The sequence below is a fragment of the Chitinophaga sp. GbtcB8 genome, assembly GCF_019091455.1.
Lineage (GTDB): Bacteria > Bacteroidota > Bacteroidia > Chitinophagales > Chitinophagaceae > Chitinophaga.
On sequence record NZ_JAGXJN010000023.1, the window covers coordinates 47,054 to 63,243 of the forward strand.

18 protein-coding genes are annotated in these 16,190 nt (G+C 47.4%); 13 read left to right on the forward strand and 5 right to left on the reverse strand.

What is annotated here, in order from left to right:
* Positions 1-104 precede the first annotated feature (104 nt).
* On the reverse strand, positions 105-1,166 hold the full coding sequence (gene pdxA, locus KVT36_RS19345; RefSeq protein WP_217605107.1) for a 4-hydroxythreonine-4-phosphate dehydrogenase PdxA: 1,062 nt from the start codon (positions 1,164-1,166) through the stop codon (positions 105-107).
* 74 nt (positions 1,167-1,240) lie between these two features.
* On the opposite strand from pdxA, the gene rsmA reads away from it, so the two are divergent.
* The 4 genes from rsmA (at position 1,241) to KVT36_RS19365 (ending at position 4,022) form a co-directional block, all read left to right on the forward strand.
* Complete coding sequence (gene rsmA, locus KVT36_RS19350; RefSeq protein ID WP_217605108.1) at positions 1,241-1,993, forward strand: 16S rRNA (adenine(1518)-N(6)/adenine(1519)-N(6))-dimethyltransferase RsmA; 753 nt, start codon at positions 1,241-1,243, stop codon at positions 1,991-1,993.
* Positions 1,990-2,916, forward strand: a complete 927-nt coding sequence (locus KVT36_RS19355) for an NAD(P)-dependent oxidoreductase (RefSeq protein ID WP_217605109.1) — start codon at positions 1,990-1,992, stop codon at positions 2,914-2,916. The genes rsmA and KVT36_RS19355 overlap by 4 nt, the downstream gene beginning before the upstream one ends.
* Positions 2,917-3,028: 112 nt before the next feature.
* Positions 3,029-3,502 (forward strand): transcription elongation factor GreA, encoded by a 474-nt coding sequence (greA, locus tag KVT36_RS19360; RefSeq protein WP_217605110.1) that lies wholly within the window; start codon positions 3,029-3,031, stop codon positions 3,500-3,502.
* Positions 3,503-3,617: 115 nt separating this feature from the next.
* Positions 3,618-4,022 carry an HIT family protein gene (locus KVT36_RS19365; protein WP_217605111.1) on the forward strand — a complete coding sequence of 135 codons (405 nt, stop codon included), beginning with the start codon at positions 3,618-3,620 and terminating at the stop codon, positions 4,020-4,022.
* On the opposite strand, the gene KVT36_RS19370 is transcribed toward KVT36_RS19365, so the two are convergent.
* Complete coding sequence (locus KVT36_RS19370; protein WP_217605112.1) at positions 3,997-4,767, reverse strand: response regulator transcription factor; 771 nt, start codon at positions 4,765-4,767, stop codon at positions 3,997-3,999. The two genes, KVT36_RS19365 and KVT36_RS19370, sit on opposite strands and share 26 nt — an antisense overlap.
* A gap of 248 nt (positions 4,768-5,015) precedes the next feature.
* The gene (gene ruvC, locus KVT36_RS19375) at positions 5,016-5,579 is read right to left on the reverse strand and encodes a crossover junction endodeoxyribonuclease RuvC (RefSeq protein WP_217605113.1); all 564 of its coding nucleotides are present in this window, start codon (positions 5,577-5,579) and stop codon (positions 5,016-5,018) included.
* 64 nt (positions 5,580-5,643) lie between these two features.
* Between ruvC and KVT36_RS19380 the strand changes: the two genes are divergently transcribed.
* The 3 genes from KVT36_RS19380 (at position 5,644) to KVT36_RS19390 (ending at position 8,365) form a co-directional block, all read left to right on the forward strand.
* The gene (locus KVT36_RS19380; RefSeq protein WP_254640099.1) at positions 5,644-6,600 is read left to right on the forward strand and encodes a lysylphosphatidylglycerol synthase domain-containing protein; all 957 of its coding nucleotides are present in this window, start codon (positions 5,644-5,646) and stop codon (positions 6,598-6,600) included.
* A 9-nt stretch (positions 6,601-6,609) separates the two neighbouring features.
* Positions 6,610-7,407 carry a DUF3108 domain-containing protein gene (locus KVT36_RS19385; protein WP_217605114.1) on the forward strand — a complete coding sequence of 266 codons (798 nt, stop codon included), beginning with the start codon at positions 6,610-6,612 and terminating at the stop codon, positions 7,405-7,407.
* Between the two features lie 256 nt (positions 7,408-7,663).
* Positions 7,664-8,365, forward strand: coding sequence for a response regulator transcription factor (locus KVT36_RS19390; RefSeq protein ID WP_217605115.1), 702 nt, complete (start codon positions 7,664-7,666; stop codon positions 8,363-8,365).
* Between the two features lie 159 nt (positions 8,366-8,524).
* Here the strand turns inward: KVT36_RS19390 and ruvB are convergent, their stop codons facing one another.
* On the reverse strand, positions 8,525-9,553 hold the full coding sequence (gene ruvB, locus KVT36_RS19395) for a Holliday junction branch migration DNA helicase RuvB (protein WP_217605116.1): 1,029 nt from the start codon (positions 9,551-9,553) through the stop codon (positions 8,525-8,527).
* A 95-nt stretch (positions 9,554-9,648) separates the two neighbouring features.
* On the opposite strand from ruvB, the gene KVT36_RS19400 reads away from it, so the two are divergent.
* Complete coding sequence (locus tag KVT36_RS19400) at positions 9,649-10,950, forward strand: M28 family peptidase (RefSeq protein WP_217605117.1); 1,302 nt, start codon at positions 9,649-9,651, stop codon at positions 10,948-10,950.
* Between the two features lie 174 nt (positions 10,951-11,124).
* A complete protein-coding gene (locus KVT36_RS19405) occupies positions 11,125-11,877 on the forward strand; it encodes a hypothetical protein (RefSeq protein ID WP_217605118.1) in 753 nt (250 codons plus the stop codon).
* Between the two features lie 219 nt (positions 11,878-12,096).
* On the opposite strand, the gene KVT36_RS19410 is transcribed toward KVT36_RS19405, so the two are convergent.
* On the reverse strand, positions 12,097-12,948 hold the full coding sequence (locus tag KVT36_RS19410; RefSeq protein ID WP_217605119.1) for an endonuclease/exonuclease/phosphatase family protein: 852 nt from the start codon (positions 12,946-12,948) through the stop codon (positions 12,097-12,099).
* Positions 12,949-13,118: 170 nt separating this feature from the next.
* Between KVT36_RS19410 and KVT36_RS19415 the strand changes: the two genes are divergently transcribed.
* Genes KVT36_RS19415 through KVT36_RS19430 form a run of 4 tightly spaced genes read left to right on the forward strand, consistent with a single transcriptional unit; the run spans position 13,119 to position 16,164 of the window.
* Positions 13,119-13,733 (forward strand): hypothetical protein, encoded by a 615-nt coding sequence (locus KVT36_RS19415; protein WP_217605120.1) that lies wholly within the window; start codon positions 13,119-13,121, stop codon positions 13,731-13,733.
* A gap of 4 nt (positions 13,734-13,737) precedes the next feature.
* Positions 13,738-14,496 carry a prolipoprotein diacylglyceryl transferase family protein gene (locus KVT36_RS19420; protein ID WP_217605121.1) on the forward strand — a complete coding sequence of 253 codons (759 nt, stop codon included), beginning with the start codon at positions 13,738-13,740 and terminating at the stop codon, positions 14,494-14,496.
* On the forward strand, positions 14,489-15,901 hold the full coding sequence (locus KVT36_RS19425; RefSeq protein WP_217605122.1) for a radical SAM protein: 1,413 nt from the start codon (positions 14,489-14,491) through the stop codon (positions 15,899-15,901). The genes KVT36_RS19420 and KVT36_RS19425 overlap by 8 nt, the downstream gene beginning before the upstream one ends.
* Positions 15,898-16,164, forward strand: coding sequence for a hypothetical protein (locus KVT36_RS19430; protein WP_217605123.1), 267 nt, complete (start codon positions 15,898-15,900; stop codon positions 16,162-16,164). Before KVT36_RS19425 ends, KVT36_RS19430 begins: the two co-directional genes overlap by 4 nt.
* Positions 16,165-16,190: the final 26 nt, after the last annotated feature.

Sequence of the window (16,190 nt, forward strand, 5' to 3'; positions counted from 1 at the left end):
AACTGGCCTCCTTTATACAATCATCTGTATTGCAAGTTTCTAAAGTTATATGATGTCTGCCATACCAGGCAGCTAACAGCTAACACCTAACAGCTAACTGCAAGCTACTCCGATGCCAGCTCCATCTTCTTCAGCGGGTTCCGGGTATTTTCCGCATAGATCTCGCGCTTTTCCAGGATATCCAGGCAGCTGAAAATGGCCTGCCGGAAAGAGGCGGCATCTGCCAGGTTCTTACCGGCAATGTCAAACGCGGTACCGTGGTCCGGGGAAGTGCGTACAATAGGCAGCCCGGCGGTGTAGTTAATACCTTCGCCGCTGGCCAGTGATTTAAAGGGTATCAGGCCCTGATCGTGGTACATAGCCAGCACCCCGTCAAACTGGGCATACATGGTACGGGCAAAGAACGCATCGGCGCTGTAAGGCCCAAAGGCCAGGATGCCGTTGCTTTTAGCTTTATTAATAGCGGGGATGATCTCATTAATTTCTTCCTGGCCTATCAGCCCGTCATCGCCGGCATGGGGGTTTAAGCCCAGCACCGCAATGCGGGGGCTGTCAATCCCAAAGTCTTTGATCAGGCTGTCCTGCATCAGCTGCAGCTTACCCAGGATATTTTCCTTTGTTACATATTGGGCTACTTCCGCTACCGGCACATGTTCTGTAAGCAGGCCAATACGCATATTATCGGCCGTCATAAACATCAGCACATCCTTTGCACTAAAGGCATCCCGCAGGAAAGGCGTATGCCCCGTGTAATTGAAGTCGGCGCTTTGTATATTCTTTTTGTGAATAGGCGCGGTTACCAGCCCTTGTATAACGCCATCTTTCAGGCATTGGATAGCCACGGCTAAGGAGCGGGCTGCATATTTGCCGCCGGCTTCATTCAGCGCGCCCGGCATAATCTGCACTTCCTCTTCCCAGCAATTGAAAACATTCACCTGCTTGTGGTTCAGGCGGGCAAACTCTTTCAGGCTCTGGTAATTGAAGTTGTTCTCATTCATCAGCTTCCGGTAGAAGTTAATGGTTTTATTGGAAGCAAAGATCACGGGAGTGCAGAACTCCAGCATCCTGTTATCCGTAAAGGTTTTGATAACGAGCTCCGTACCAATGCTGTTCAGATCACCTACGGTGATGCCGATAACCGGTTTGTTAGTGTGCGTATTACTCATGGGTGGATAAAATACCAAGATACAAAGATACCAAATACAAAGTACAATGCGGTATTTGGTATCTTTGCGGGAACATGTACACATTAAAGAAATCACTGGGCCAGCACTTCCTCAAAGATGAGAACATGTGCAAAAAGATTGTCCAGTCGTTACCTGTAATCCAAGGCCAGCAAGTGCTGGAAGTAGGCCCCGGCGCGGGCGCCATCACCAAATACCTGCTGCAGGTACCGGGTATTAACTTTAAAGCCGTGGAGCTGGATAGGGAAAAAGTGCAGTACCTGGAAAAAACTTATCCTGATATAAAGGACAAGCTCATTCACAAGAGCTTCCTGGATATGGAAGTACCCTTCCAGGGCCAGTTTAGCGTTATCGGCAATTTCCCTTACAACATATCTTCCCAGATCATGTTCCGGGTGCTGGAATGGAAAACCCAGGTGCCGGAGGTGGTAGGCATGTTCCAGAAAGAGGTAGCGCTGCGCATTGCCGCCAGCCATGGCAATAAGGATTATGGCATTTTGAGCGTGCTGTTACAGGCCTGGTACCGGGTAGAGTACCTGTTTGAAGTACATGAGCAGTGTTTTAACCCGCCGCCCAAAGTAAAGTCGGCCGTAATAAGGCTTACCCGCCTGGAACAGCCCTATGAGATTGCCAGTGAGCGCAAGTTCTTTAACCTGGTGAAAACCGCTTTTAACCAGCGCCGTAAACAGCTGCGCAACCCGTTAAAAACATTATTTGATAAGGAATACCTGCAGGACAGCCTCTTCAGCAAAAGGGCAGAAGAGCTTTCTGTGGCCGATTTTGTAGCATTATCGCATAAGATGATATGAAGAAGAAAGTATTAATTACCGCCAAGGTGCATGAATACCTGGTGAACAGACTGGAAGAAAAAGGATACGAAGTAAGCTACCAGCCTTCCATTACATATGATGAAGCGGTTGCTGCCGTGCATGATTGTACCGGCCTCATAGTTACCACCCGCCTGCGTATAGACAAATCATTTATAGATAATGCCCCGCAGCTGCAATGGATAGGACGGCTGGGATCCGGCATGGAGCTGATAGATGTGCCTTATGCAGAAAGCAAGGGCATACAATGTGAAAGCAGCCCTGAAGGCAACTGTGATGCAGTAGGGGAGCAGGCCCTGGGTATGCTGTTAGCCCTGATGAACAATATCTTAAAAAGCAACCTGGAGCTGCGCCGCGGCATCTGGGAGCGGGATGGCAACCGGGGTTATGAGCTGAATGGCCGCACCGTAGGCATTATTGGCTTTGGGCATACCGGGGGCGCCTTTGCGCATAAGCTGCAGGGATTTGATGTGGAGATACTGGCCTATGATAAATATAAAAAAGGCTTCAGCACAGATCATGTAAAAGAAGCTACCATGGAGGAGCTGTTCACAAAGGCAGATGTGATCAGCATTCACCTGCCCTTAACAGAAGAAACACGCCACCTGGCCAATGCTGCTTTCTTTAAGTCGTTCCATAAAAGGATCTATTTCCTGAACACAGCGCGTGGTAAAATAGTGAATACAGCGGACCTTATTGAAGCCCTGGAAGCAGGTACCCTGGCGGGCGCCGGGCTGGATGTGCTGGAAAATGAAAAGCTGCCCACCTATTCAGAAACAGAGCAGCAACAGCTGGAACGTTTGCTGCAATTACCCAACGTAGTGCTTACCCCGCACATCGCCGGATACTCCCATGAGGCAAGTATTAAAATGCCCCGCTATGTATTGGATAAGCTGGGAATTTAAGTTGGGCGGAATCGAAAAATAGTTATATTTGCCTAAATACAAACATAGTACCAACGCTTCTGTGAAAATGGAGGCGTTGATTTTTTTTTCTTATTTCTAAAACCCAAAAGATATGTCTGGCGTCAACTATGTTACGAAAGAAACCCTGGATCTAATGAGGGATGAGCTGAGTGCCCTGAAAACGAAGGGCAGGGCAGAAATTGCCAGGGCCATTTCAGAAGCACGGGAAAAAGGCGACCTGAAGGAGAATGCCGAATACGATGCGGCTAAAGAAGCACAGGGATTGCACGAAGCTAAAATTGCTACTTTGGAAAATGCGATTGCTACCGCCAGGATAGTAGAAGCAGATACCATTGATACCTCCAAAGTATCCATTTTATGTAAGGTAACTATTACCAATGTAGCCAATAAAAAAACCGTTACCTACCAGCTGGTGTCTGAAACAGAAGCTGATCTGAAAGCGGGTAAGATATCTGTAACTTCTCCTATTGGTAAAGGTTTGTTAGGCAAACAGGTAGGCGAGGTAGCTGATGTACAGGCGCCTAACGGGCACATCAAATTCAAGATTGATAATATAAGCGTTTGATAAACTGATACACTTGTTACACCACCCCGGCCTTGCGCCGGGGTTTTTTATTTCAGATCTTAGATCTGCATTTCAGATCTGTTCAAATCCCCGTAAATCATAAATCGTAAATAGTATGTCTGTTTCCGTTTTCACTAAGATCATTAAAGGAGAGATCCCCAGCTATAAGATAGCAGAGAATGACCACTTCTATGCTTTCCTGGATATTTTTCCGCTGGTAAAAGGGCATACGCTGATTGTGCCCAAGCTGGAAGTTGACAAATTCTTTGATGTGCCGGATGAGCTGCTGGGAGAGTGGCTGGTATTTGCCCGGCCCATTGCCAAAGCCCTGGAGCGCTCCTTTCCCTGTAACCGGGTAGGCGTTAGCGTAGTAGGGCTGGAGGTAGCGCATGCGCACATGCACCTGATCCCGATCAATTCGGCAGATGATATGAACTTTGCTCATCCCAAGCTAAAGTTGACGGAGGCGGAGTTTAAAGCAGTGCAGGAAAAGATCAGGGCAGAGATGTTGACACATTAGGCGTGTGGGGCACATTAAAACGGAAGCCTACACCATGCAGGGTTTCCAGCTTTATCTCAGGGTCTGATTTAAAATACTTCCTCAGTTTGGTAATAAACACGTCCATGCTGCGGCCCAGGAAGTAATCGTCCTTGCCCCATACATTAAATAAGATATCTTCCCGCTTCAGCGCTTTATTGACATTATCACACAGGTACCGTAGCAGGTCGGCCTCTTTTTGGGTAAGGGTGAACGACTTGTCCTGCGTACTGTCATGCAGCCTAAGGTCGGCGTAATCAAAGGTGAGCTTGCCAATTACGTACTGGGAAGGTTTTGCCGCCTGGGTAGCCTGTACCATGTTCTTGGTCCTTTTCAGGAACACCTCTATCCGCAAAACCAGCTCCTGCAGGTTAATGGGCTTGGTAATGTAATCATCCGCACCGGTCTTAAACCCGGCGATCTTATCCTCCATCATGGATTTGGAAGTAATGAACAGGATAGGGATCAAATCATTCCGCTTGCGGATCTGCCTGGCCAGCTCAAAACCATGGTCTTTTTCGGAAATGCCGCCTTTTTCAAGACCCCCGCCTTTTTTGGGGATCATCACATCCAGCAGGCAGATATCGAAAGTCCGGTGCTGGAACTCTTCCCAGGCCATTAGCCCGTCTGTACAATGCCGTACTTCATAGCCCTGTTCCTCAAGTCTTCGTTTCGTGGCTGCACCAACATTCTGATCATCTTCCACAAATAGGATTCTTGCTTTCATAGTTGCAGTGATGCTGAATTAATATAAATGTCTCGTTTTCTACGAATAATCCGGTTTGAATTGGTAATCATTGTAGCAATGGCGCTGTCCCCGGCCCAGTTATTCATGGAGTTATCAAGGAGATTTTTAGTCAAAATAAATACAATTTATGAACTTATAAAATAACCTTTTTAATGATGGATTGTATAACTTCCTCACTGTTACCAGTTTGCAGTGGGCAAAATGGGGCTGCCTCAGGGCTGGGGAAGCTACTTGCTCACGATCCGGTTGGGGTGCTGTTGCAAAAATTGTTCCCATCCTTTTGCTTTGGGCAGGCCGGCCAGGGGGCTGCTTTCCTGGAAATGATGGCACACGGCTACTGCCAGGGCATCGGTTGCATCCAGGTAATCGGGCCGTTCTGAGAACGTAAGTATACGCTGTAACATCTGCCATACCTGTTCCTTGTCGGCATTACCGTTACCGGTAATGGACTGTTTCACTTTTTTAGGGGAGTATTCAGCTACAGTAAGGCCGGCCTGCATGGCAGTAGCAATGGCTACCCCCTGCGCGCGGCCCAGCTTTAACATACTTTGAACGTTCTTACCAAAAAAGGGAGCTTCAATTGCACAACAATCAGGTTTGTGTAACAGTATAAGCTCATTAATACAGGAATGAATCAGTTGTAGCCTTTCATAGTGGTCTTTACGATTGGATAGTTTCAGCACATCCATTTTTATAAGACTGGCATTTTTGCCTTGAACCTGTATAAGGCCATACCCCATTACCAGCGTACCTGGGTCTATCCCCAGAATTATTTTTGACTTGTTTGCCAACCGCGGTTTATTTTTGCCAAAATCTTAATGTCTGAACAAAAGTACCAAAATAATTCTCAATTACCTGTTAGGCGCGGTCCTTTTTAGCTGGTTAGCCTATTCCATCTACTCCCAGGTAAAACATCAGCCCGATCTGGCCCTTTCTTTACATCACATGTGGTTTACCCTCCGGCAAAAGGGAGGGGTGGCACTAACGTTAGTGTTTATATTAATGCTTTTTAACTGGGGGCTGGAGGCGCGTAAGTGGCAGCTGCTGGTACGCTCCCTGGAGGAGGTATCGTTCCTGCGGGCTTTCAGCGCGGTGCTGTCCGGGGTATCCCTGTCTATCAACACCCCAAACCGTATAGGCGAATACGGTGGCCGTATGCTGTATATGAGCAACCAGAACAAGCTGAAGTCTATTGCCGCCACCATGATCGGCGGCCTCAGTCAGCTCATTGTTACTATTATCTTTGGGTTAACAGGGCTCATTTACTATATCAATAACTTCCCGCTGATCAAGGCAAACGCCTATTTTTCCCCTAACTTCTGGGAAAAAATTTTGCTGGGGGTGCTCATGCTTATTGGAGCCTTGACCATTATATTATATTTTCGGTTACAGATTGTAATAGCGATCTTTGAAAAGATACCGGTACTAAGGAAGGCCAAAGTATTTATACAGATCATCACCCGCTATACCAGTGCGGATCTGCAATACCTGCTGCTGCTTTCCGCCTGCCGGTACGTGATCTTCTCGGCACAGTATTTGATTTTGCTGGATACCTTTGGTGTGGATATGCTGTGGTGGCAAGGGTTTCTGCTGAATGCAGTGATCTACCTGGTAATGGCTTTAGTGCCCACCATTGCCGTAGTTGAGCTGGGGCTGAGAGGTAAGGTAAGCATCTATTTCCTGGGCTTGTTAAGCAATAATACCGCGGCCATCATTGCTGCTACTGTAGGCATTTGGCTGATAAACCTGCTTTTGCCGGCCGTTCTGGGAAGTATCCTGTTATTGGGAGTAAAGATTTTTAAGGATAAATAGCATCCATCCATGAGGTATTTTATACTCATATTCTTACTTACAGGTCTGTTCCATAGTTATCCCGTTAAAGCCCAGAGTGAATTTTGTGGTATTACCAATGGCAGTTTTAAACCCGGAGAAAGTATAACCCTGAAAGTATATTACCGCCTGAGCGGCGTGTATGTGGGCGCCGGAGAGGCCACCTTTAAGTGCCTGCTGGAAAAGCTGGGCGGTAAAGATGTATACCATGTTATAGGCGAAGGCAAAACCTACCGTGCCTACGACTGGTTCTTTAAAGTGCGCGATAAATACGAAAGTTATATTGATACCGCCAGCATGCGGCCCCTGAAGTTTGTACGGAATGTAAATGAAGGCGGCTATAAGATCTATAACAATGTAACCTTTGATCAAACCCAGCACATAGCCACCAGCACCAATGGTACCTTTAAAGTGCCGGAATGCGTGCAGGATGTGATCAGCGCCGTGTTTTACGCCCGTAACATTAACTTTGACAAGTACAAGGTGAATGATAGGATACCCTTCAACATGTTCCTGGACGACCAGGTGTACAACATTTATATCCGTTACCTGGGCAAGGAAGTAATAGATACCCGCTATGGCAAGTTTAAGGCCATCCGTTTTAAGCCCCTGCTGATCAAAGGCACCATGTTTCAGGGCGGAGAGCAGATGGATGTTTGGGTGAGCGATGACCCTAATAAAGTACCCCTGCGCATTCAAAGCGCCATTTCCGTAGGCAGCATTGTAGTGGACATGATCGATTATAAGAACCTGCGGTATCCCTTTACTTCGTTGGTAGATAAACGTTAGTGCACTGCTGTAGGCGGTGCAGTCCATGGTTGATGGTCCATAGACCATGGACTGGTTCACCGGTGCTGATTTTACATAGTATGTGATATGATGGGTTGTAGTTAGCAGTTACTGCTGTTTCCTACTTGGATAGTATTTATCATATGAGGTATGCAATGGACTATGGACTATGGTCCATGGACGATTTTAACAATTTAGCAAGACCTCTTGCTATATAAAATTCTATATTTGTTTAAACTAATAACCCATAAGTATTATGGAAGAGCGTAAACCAAACATATTGCTGGCAGAAGATGATACCAACCTGGGTATGGTACTCAAGAACTACCTGGAATTAAATGACTATGAAGTGGAATTGTGCCGGGACGGCATACTGGCCCTGGCGGCCTTTCGCCGGGAAAAGTTTGACCTGTGCCTGCTGGATATTATGATGCCCAATATGGATGGCTTTAAGCTGGCGGAGGAGATCCGCGATGTAGACCCGGACATTCCCCTGTTCTTCCTTTCCGCTAAAACGATGAAGGAAGACATTATCCAGGGCTACAAGCTGGGCGCTGACGATTACATTGTAAAACCATTTGACAGCGAGCTGCTGCTGCTGAAAATAAAAGCGATCCTGAAACGTAACCAGGAGCTCAGCAATAAGGAAGAAGAGCAGCATGAATTTACTATTGGCCGCTACGAGTTCAATGCCCGCCTGCGTACCCTTGTGCACGACGGTGAATCACATACCCTTTCCCCGAAAGAAAATGAGCTGCTGCGCATGTTGTGTGAGCATAAGAACGACCTGCTGCCACGGGAGCTGGCGCTGAAGAAGATCTGGGGCAGCGATACTTATTTTAACGGCCGCAGTATGGACGTATACATTGCCAAACTGCGCAAGTACCTGAAAGACGATCCGGATATTGAGATCGTAAATATTCACGGCAATGGCTTCAGGCTGGTGGTAAAGGAGTAGTTACGAATTGGGTAGTACTTAAGGCGGATGACTATAAGCATAAATTATAAAAAAGCCCTGCATGATTAACATGCAGGGCTTTTCTTATAAAAAATAATTTAAAGTTCTGATTAAAATGGCTACTACATCGCTACTTCATTCGTAATTGAAAATTCGTAATTAAAACAGCAGGCTTCCTCCGCCTTTATTCGGCGTCTTACCCAAATGCGTGTAGGCTTTTTCCGTTACTTCGCGGCCACGGGGCGTGCGTTTAATAAAACCTTCCTGAATCAGAAAGGGCTCATACACTTCTTCCAGGGTGCCGGGTTCTTCCCCTACTGCGGTGGCAATGGTGGTAATACCTACAGGCCCGCCTTTAAAGTTTTCAATGATCACGTTCAGGATGCGGTTATCCATATCATCCAGGCCATATTCATCCACATTCAGCGCTTTCAGGCTGAACTCGGAAATGGCCATGTCAATGCTGCCGTTACCCATTACCTGCGCAAAATCACGCACACGGCGCAGCAGCCCGTTGGCAATACGCGGGGTGCCGCGGGAACGCCGGGCTATTTCCATAGCCGCATCGGAAGTGATCTTGGTTTGCAGCAGGCCGGCAGCCCGCCAGATGATCTTTTGCAGGGTGGCGGCATTGTAGTATTCCAGCCGGGATTTAATACCAAAGCGGGAAAGCAGGGGCGCTGTAAGCAAACCACTGCGGGTGGTAGCCCCAATCAGCGTAAAAGGATGCAGGTTTATTTGTATAGAGCGGGCGCTGGGGCCGCTGTCTATCATAATATCTATACGGTAATCTTCCATGGCGGAGTACAGGTATTCCTCCACCACGGTGCTTAAGCGGTGTATTTCGTCAATGAACAATACATCCCGTTCCTCTAAATTTGTGAGCAGGCCGGCCAGGTCGCCCGGTTTTTCTATGACCGGGCCGGAAGTTTCCTTGATGCTTACCCCCATTTCATTGGACACAATGCGCGAGAGGGTGGTTTTTCCCAGTCCCGGAGGGCCATGGAACAGGATGTGATCCAATGCCTCGCCCCGCATTTTAGCCGCTTTAATAAACACTTTCAGGTTGTCAATGATCTGCTCCTGCCCGGAGAAATCAACGATATCCCTGGGCCGTATACTATTCTCAAACTCTTTTTCCGCTGCACTGAGGCGGTTTTCTTCTGGTCTTAAATGCGGATTAGACATAATGTACTGAAAGTGTCCAAAAATACGTAATTATGGCGTATGGGTTTGCTTGTTTATGCAGATATTAGTTTATTTGTGTTATAATAAGCATCTCTATGTACAGAATTTGGTTAACCACCACCGTCATATTAGCAGCCTTTAGCCTAAATGCCCGTTCACAGGATAGTATCAGCAGCTCAGAAGTTAAACGTATTATCAGCACACTGGCGGCAGATGATATGCAGGGACGCAAAACATTCTCGCCCGGTATAGATAAGGCAGCTACGTTCATTGAGCAGGAGTTTCAAAAGGCCGGCCTGCAGCCCTGGCAGAATGCCAAAGGCTACCGCCAAACCTTTTACATGTACCGCGTAAAACCGGTAAGCGTGAACCTGACCATCAATGGCGAAAAGCGTGTATCCGAAAACGTTATTGTGAAAAGTACGGCCGGACAGCTGAACTGGAACCAGGAAGGCCAGGTGGCAGAACAGCATATTAAATCCGGCGATAACTTTTTTGACCGGGTACGGGCCCTGCGTTCGCAGAAAGGTAATACCATTGTATGGGTAGATGCCGCGCAAAGCGAAAGCTTCCGCCAATACGGTGAGTACCTGCAGCAGAACTTCCAGATGGCAGACAGCGGCAACCTGGTGCTGGTATTGCAGGAACCCACTGATACGGCTATACGCAGCGTGAACCTGGATGTGCGCCAGCAGGTAACACCCCTGCCATTGTTTAACGTGGTAGGTATGATACCCGGCAGCAGCCGTCCGGATGAATATGTGATCTTCTCCGCCCACTATGATCATATTGGTATCTTAAAACCCGTGGAGCAGGATAGTATTGCCAACGGCGCTGATGATGATGCCAGCGGCTCTACCGCGGTAATGATGCTGGCCAATTATTACAAGAACCACAAACCTGCCCGCACCCTGATCTTTGCCACCTTTACCGGTGAAGAGATGGGCAGCTATGGCGCCCGGTTCTTTTCCCAGCTCATGCCGCCGGAGAAAGTAGTGGCTATGTTTAATATTGAAATGATCGGTAAGGAATCCAAGTTTGGCAAGAACAGCGCTTTTATTACCGGCTTTGAAAGATCAGATTTCGGGCAGATCTTACAGCGTAACCTGGAAGGCTCCATCTTCCATTTTTACCCGGACCCTTATCCGGACCAACAGCTGTTTTACCGCTCGGATAACGCTACCCTGGCCCGTTTAGGCGTACCGGCACACACTATATCCACCGACCAGATAGATACCGATAGTTTATACCACTCCGTAAATGATGAAGTAGAAACCTTAGATATACAGAACATTACCAGCACCATACAGGCTATTGCCGTTAGCGCCGTTTCTATTGTAGATGGGAAGGATACACCTTCGCGCGTAGCTACAGAAGGGTTAAAGCCGCAACACTGATTTTGATTTTAGATTTCAGATTTACGATTTTAGATTTGGTCAACGCACTTTACCAATTAGTCTAAAATCGTAAATCTAAAACCTAAAATTGCATCCGGTTAACATTTTATCTCGCCATTAAAGGTTATATTCACTCCGGTTTCACAATTCCCCAACTTTAAACCATATCGAAAAATGCAACCTAAATTCCACCATGTCTGCGGAGGACTGGCCTTGGCGTCAGTACTTTTCTTTTCCGCATGCTCGAAACAAGAATCTTCAAAGCCACAGGATGCAAATGCCGACGGACAGATCAGTTATGAAATGTCTGCAGAGAATGCGGCCACTACCATTGGCGGGGATGCAGCCGGTATAGAAAAGCTGGCAGCTATCACCAACAAGCCATCCATGGCTAAAACCAGCGGTCTGTTTGATTTTACCTGGACAGAAATTATGCTAAGGGTACGGGAAGTTAAATTCAGTGCCAAAAAAGGCAACAATGAAGTTAACTTCAGCGTCAAAGGCGACCGGCAGGTGGATGTATTAAAAGCCATCGGTTTCCTGGGGGTAATAGACATTCCCAAAGGCACTTACAAGTACGTAAAAGTATATGTAAAGGCCGAAGGTAATGAGCCTAAACCCGCTGCCGTGCTTGCAGGTAAAATTACCTGGCAGGGAGACGACATACCGTTCACCATTCGCCTGTCCGGCTCCATGACCCTGAAGGCTGATGCCCGGGATGTAGTGGTAGGGGACAGCACCCTCTCTATGAAAGGTAAGCTGAAGCTGGATCTGAAGATCATTGCAGCCAAGCTGCAGATCGGGGATTTCACCGGCTCATTCAGCGGCGGTCACCTGGTGATCAATGTGAATATGGATACAGGTACCGGTAAGAAATGCCGTAGCGGCTTTGAAAGCTGTATGCACGCCGATCATGGGCATGATTGATTGATCAGTGAAGGAAGAAATTAAAACAGGAACAGGAAAGAACAACCGCTTGCCAGGTTACTTTCCGTTCCTGTTTTTTTATTAATTATTCCGTCATTGCGGGGAGGCGCGAAGCTACAGCGGGAAGGGCGACGAAGCAATCTCCGGAATAACAGTAGATTGCTTCGTCGCCCCACACGCACTGGCTTTACTTTGCTCCTCGCAATGACCGGGATTTAATTAAATAATTAATAATTTACAGAACACGGCAAAGTGATCAGAAGAAAATCTTCCCTTCCAGGTGGGCGACAGCGTAGCATGCTGCAGCACCTTGAATTTACCTTTCAGGAAAATATGATCAATGGGCTGGTCTGATAGCTCTGCTTTCTTAAACCCATTGAAAGTGCCGGTGGGCCCGTAATGCGGCGTTTGGCTAATAGCCTTGCTGTCTGTTAAATGCAGCGGGTCCTGGTTGTTTACAATTACCTGTATAGGCTCATCATCCGGGGTAGCATTAAAGTCGCCGGTAATAATAGCTGGTGTGGCGCCTGCAATGTCATGCACCTGTTTTAACAGCAGGTGGGCGCTTTCCCGGCGCGCAACCTCTCCTTTATGATCAAAGTGAGTATTGAAATGGAAGAATACTTTCTTCGTCTTTTTATCACGGAACTTGCCCCAGGTTACAATGCGGGTAATAGCCGCATCCCAGCCTTTGCTGCCCGGTACTGTGGGTGTAGTGGATAACCAGAAGGTTTCGCCCTGCAGCAGCTGCAGCCGCGTGGTATCATAGAAAATAGCGGAGAACTCGTCTGCTGTTTTACCATCGCCCCGGCCTACGCCAATGTATTTATATTGCGGCAGGCGCTGCTGCAGATCCGTCATTTGCACATATAAAGCTTCCTGTACGCCTAACAGATCTGCTTCATGAAAAAGCACTTCACTGGCCACTTTGTCCTTGCGGTAAGGCCATGCATCCAGGCTGTCGGCCGGCGTATTCATGCGGATGTTGAAGGTGATCACCTTTAACGGTATTTGCGCCATTGCGCTGCTGCCGCTAAGCAAAAGCAGCAACCATAATAATCTTTTACTCATAAGGATGGTATTAAGCTCATAAAAGTATTACGGGTTTTTTTAAGAAAGGCAAAGGGCGTATTAATTTTTTGTAAGCACCCGGTAACGGGTAGGCTTGTAAAAGGTTACAGGCATTTAAGTTTTAAATCGGCAATGCATAGCTTAAATTTATAAGATACAACTCTGTACCTATGCAACGTTCTCCTGTTAAAACCCGCTTCCGTTTTACCTTTTGGGTGATGATAACCTTAGTAGCCTTTGCGGTGCTGCAGGTGTTTACCTTCTGTTCACGTACCATCAGCTGCCCGGCTTTTAGCGACGCAGCTTTTGATACCTGGCTTCCTTATCAGCAGGGTCAGTGGCTGTTTTTTATAAACAGCCGGCAGCAGAAAGACAGTATCCTGATCGAAGTGGTAGAGCGTTCAGCGGCAGAGCAGATTAAAACAGGGTTTAATGGACCCCGGTGCCATATTTATGCGTATGTGCGCGGTAAGGGTAATTTATTATTGAACATAGATAACCAGGAGGCGCAGACCGTAAGCCTGGCCCTGGACGATTTTAACTTTTCCGGCGGCGCCATGGGCGATTCAGGCATACGGTATGTACCGGAAATAGGTCCGTACAAAACGGTTTATTATTACAGCCATATACTGGAAGGACGAACTTTTAATAACGTGGAGCTGCTGGAAAAGGATACCATGGGCCTGAAAGGGGGAGATCACATATACCGCGTGTATCTGAGCCGGGAAAATGGTATTATTGCCTATGAAAGATACCCTTCACATGATCTGTGGATAAAACAATAACAGCGTGCACTTTCCGGTTTATGTATCACTTTTTTCCCTGAAACTGCCATTACATGCGGTAATGGAAACCCTGGGCATGTTCCTGGGCTTTCGCTATTTTTTGTACCTGCGCAAAAAGCAGGGCGATGGCCTGCCGGACAGTAACCGCCTGTGGGTGATTGCGGGCGCTATATTCGGGGCTGTGCTGGGCAGCCGTTTGCTGGGCGCCCTGGAAAACCCGGCGGCACTGTTGCATAGTGAAAACCCGCTGTTATACATTTACCAGAATAAAACAATCGTAGGGGGCTTGCTGGGCGGCCTTATTGGGGTGGAAAGCATTAAAAAGGTAATAGGGGAGCGCCAGTCATCCGGCGACCTTTTCGTATACCCGTTAATACTAGCCATGATCATGGGGCGCATAGGCTGTTTCAGCATGGGCGTGTATGAGGAAACCTATGGAGTGGCCACCAGCCTGCCCTGGGGCATGGAGCTGGGGGATGGTGTTATCCGCCATCCGGTAAGCATATACGAAATTATTTACCTGCTGTTGCTGGCCGGTATGTTGTATTGGATCCAAAAGAAATATACACTGGTATGCGGCGCCCGGTTTAAGCTGTTCATGATCGCTTACCTGCTGTTCCGTTTTTTGCTTGATCTTATTAAACCAGGCTACCGGTATGCCTTTGGCCTGGGGAGTATACAGCTGACCTGCCTGGCCGGTTTATTATACTACGCACCGTCAATCATTTTTCCATCCCGTTTAATCCAGAAGCAATATGCCTGAAAAAGATTATACCTATTATGACTTTACCATAAGTCTTTGCAGTACCTGTTTACGCCGTGTAGATGCCAAGGTTATTTTTGAGAATGATAAGGTGTTTATGATCAAACACTGCCCTGAACATGGACGGGAGAAAGTGCTGATAGCTACGGATATTGCCTATTATAAGAATACACGTAATTATAATAAACCATCGGAAGCGCCGCTAAAAACCAATACCCATACACATTACGGCTGCCCCTATGATTGTGGCCTGTGCCAGGATCATGAGCAGCATAGCTGCTTAACGGTAATAGAAGTAACGGACCGCTGTAACCTTACCTGCCCTACCTGTTACGCTATGTCATCGCCGCACTACGGGCGGCATAGAACGCTGGAAGAGATTGAGCGTATGCTGGATATAATTGTGGCCAATGAGGGGCAGCCGGATCTGGTGCAGATCAGCGGTGGAGAGCCTACCATCCACCCCCAGTTCTTTGAGATCCTGGACATTGCCAAAAGAAAACCCATCCGCCACCTGATGCTGAACACCAATGGCGTGCGTATTGCAAAGGATAAGGAATTTGCAGCCAGGCTGGCCACCTATATGCCCGACTTTGAAGTGTATCTGCAGTTTGATTCCTTTAAGCCCGAAGCGCTGGAGCAGCTGCGGGGTAAGGATCTTACAGACATACGGCAGCAGGCGCTGGAGCACCTGAATGAGCTGGACCTGAGCACCACCCTGGTAGTTACTTTACAAAAGGGGTTGAATGATGATGAAATAGGTAAGATCATTGATTTTGCGCTGCAGCAGAAATGTGTGCGGGGCGTAACCCTGCAGCCCACACAAATTGCCGGGAGAACGGAGGGTTTTGATCCGGCCACCGACCGTATTACACTTACGGAAGTACGGCAGCAGATCCTGGCGCAAACCAATGTGTTTAATGAGCACGATCTTATACCCGTGCCCTGCAACCCTGATGCGTTAATGATGGGATACGCCCTGAAGCTGGGCGGGCAGGCCTTTCCGCTTACCCGTTTTGTAGACCCAGCCGTGCTGCTGAACAATTCAAAGAATACGATTGTATATGAGCAGGATGAAACTTTGCACAAACATGTGCTGAAGATCTTTAGCACCGGTATTTCAACAGATGCTGCCGTGAATGATATGCAGTCGCTGTTATGTTGTTTGCCGCAGATCCAGGCACCGGGCCTGAATTATAACAATCTTTTCCGTGTTGTGATCATGCGGTTTATTGACGCCTATGATTTTGATGTGCGGGCTATCAAAAAATCGTGCGTGCACATTGTGCATAAAGACGGGCGCATTATTCCCTTTGAAACTATGAACCTGTTTTACAGGGATGAAAAAGAAGCCTATTTACGTACTTTGATTGATGACTATTCGCCTAAAATAGCTGCAAAATGAGTGAGGTATTTAAAAAGATCCTGGTTGTTTCGGTGATTGCCCTGCTGGTGATCATACTGGCATGCGCATCTGACCTTGGCGCCGGTATGGCCAGTGTGCTCGTCATTCCTGTACTGATGTTAATAGCAGGTTTAATATTATTAATCACCAAAGTGGAGCCGTGGGCAAAGGTATTCTTAATCTCTTCAGGGATTGTTTTACTGCTGGGGTTTTCCGTGTGTACGGCCGCTTTTATGATGGGGGGCGGAATTAATATGCATTAATAAGTGTGCCACACCTTTAAGATGTG

What these genes read in the sequence shown, in the direction of transcription:
- KVT36_RS19405 (WP_217605118.1), top strand. Translation starts at nt 11,125, where the DNA reads ATGCAACCTAAATTCCACCATGTCTGCGGAGGACTGGCCTTGGCGTCA.
- KVT36_RS19410 (WP_217605119.1), bottom strand. Translation starts at nt 12,948, where the DNA reads ATGAGTAAAAGATTATTATGGTTGCTGCTTTTGCTTAGCGGCAGCAGC.
- KVT36_RS19390 (WP_217605115.1), top strand. Translation starts at nt 7,664, where the DNA reads ATGGAAGAGCGTAAACCAAACATATTGCTGGCAGAAGATGATACCAAC.
- KVT36_RS19400 (WP_217605117.1), top strand. Translation starts at nt 9,649, where the DNA reads ATGTACAGAATTTGGTTAACCACCACCGTCATATTAGCAGCCTTTAGC.
- KVT36_RS19370 (WP_217605112.1), bottom strand. Translation starts at nt 4,767, where the DNA reads ATGAAAGCAAGAATCCTATTTGTGGAAGATGATCAGAATGTTGGTGCA.
- greA (WP_217605110.1), top strand. Translation starts at nt 3,029, where the DNA reads ATGTCTGGCGTCAACTATGTTACGAAAGAAACCCTGGATCTAATGAGG.
- KVT36_RS19365 (WP_217605111.1), top strand. Translation starts at nt 3,618, where the DNA reads ATGTCTGTTTCCGTTTTCACTAAGATCATTAAAGGAGAGATCCCCAGC.
- KVT36_RS19355 (WP_217605109.1), top strand. Translation starts at nt 1,990, where the DNA reads ATGAAGAAGAAAGTATTAATTACCGCCAAGGTGCATGAATACCTGGTG.
- KVT36_RS19385 (WP_217605114.1), top strand. Translation starts at nt 6,610, where the DNA reads ATGAGGTATTTTATACTCATATTCTTACTTACAGGTCTGTTCCATAGT.
- ruvB (WP_217605116.1), bottom strand. Translation starts at nt 9,553, where the DNA reads ATGTCTAATCCGCATTTAAGACCAGAAGAAAACCGCCTCAGTGCAGCG.
- KVT36_RS19415 (WP_217605120.1), top strand. Translation starts at nt 13,119, where the DNA reads ATGCAACGTTCTCCTGTTAAAACCCGCTTCCGTTTTACCTTTTGGGTG.
- KVT36_RS19425 (WP_217605122.1), top strand. Translation starts at nt 14,489, where the DNA reads ATGCCTGAAAAAGATTATACCTATTATGACTTTACCATAAGTCTTTGC.
- KVT36_RS19430 (WP_217605123.1), top strand. Translation starts at nt 15,898, where the DNA reads ATGAGTGAGGTATTTAAAAAGATCCTGGTTGTTTCGGTGATTGCCCTG.
- rsmA (WP_217605108.1), top strand. Translation starts at nt 1,241, where the DNA reads ATGTACACATTAAAGAAATCACTGGGCCAGCACTTCCTCAAAGATGAG.
- pdxA (WP_217605107.1), bottom strand. Translation starts at nt 1,166, where the DNA reads ATGAGTAATACGCACACTAACAAACCGGTTATCGGCATCACCGTAGGT.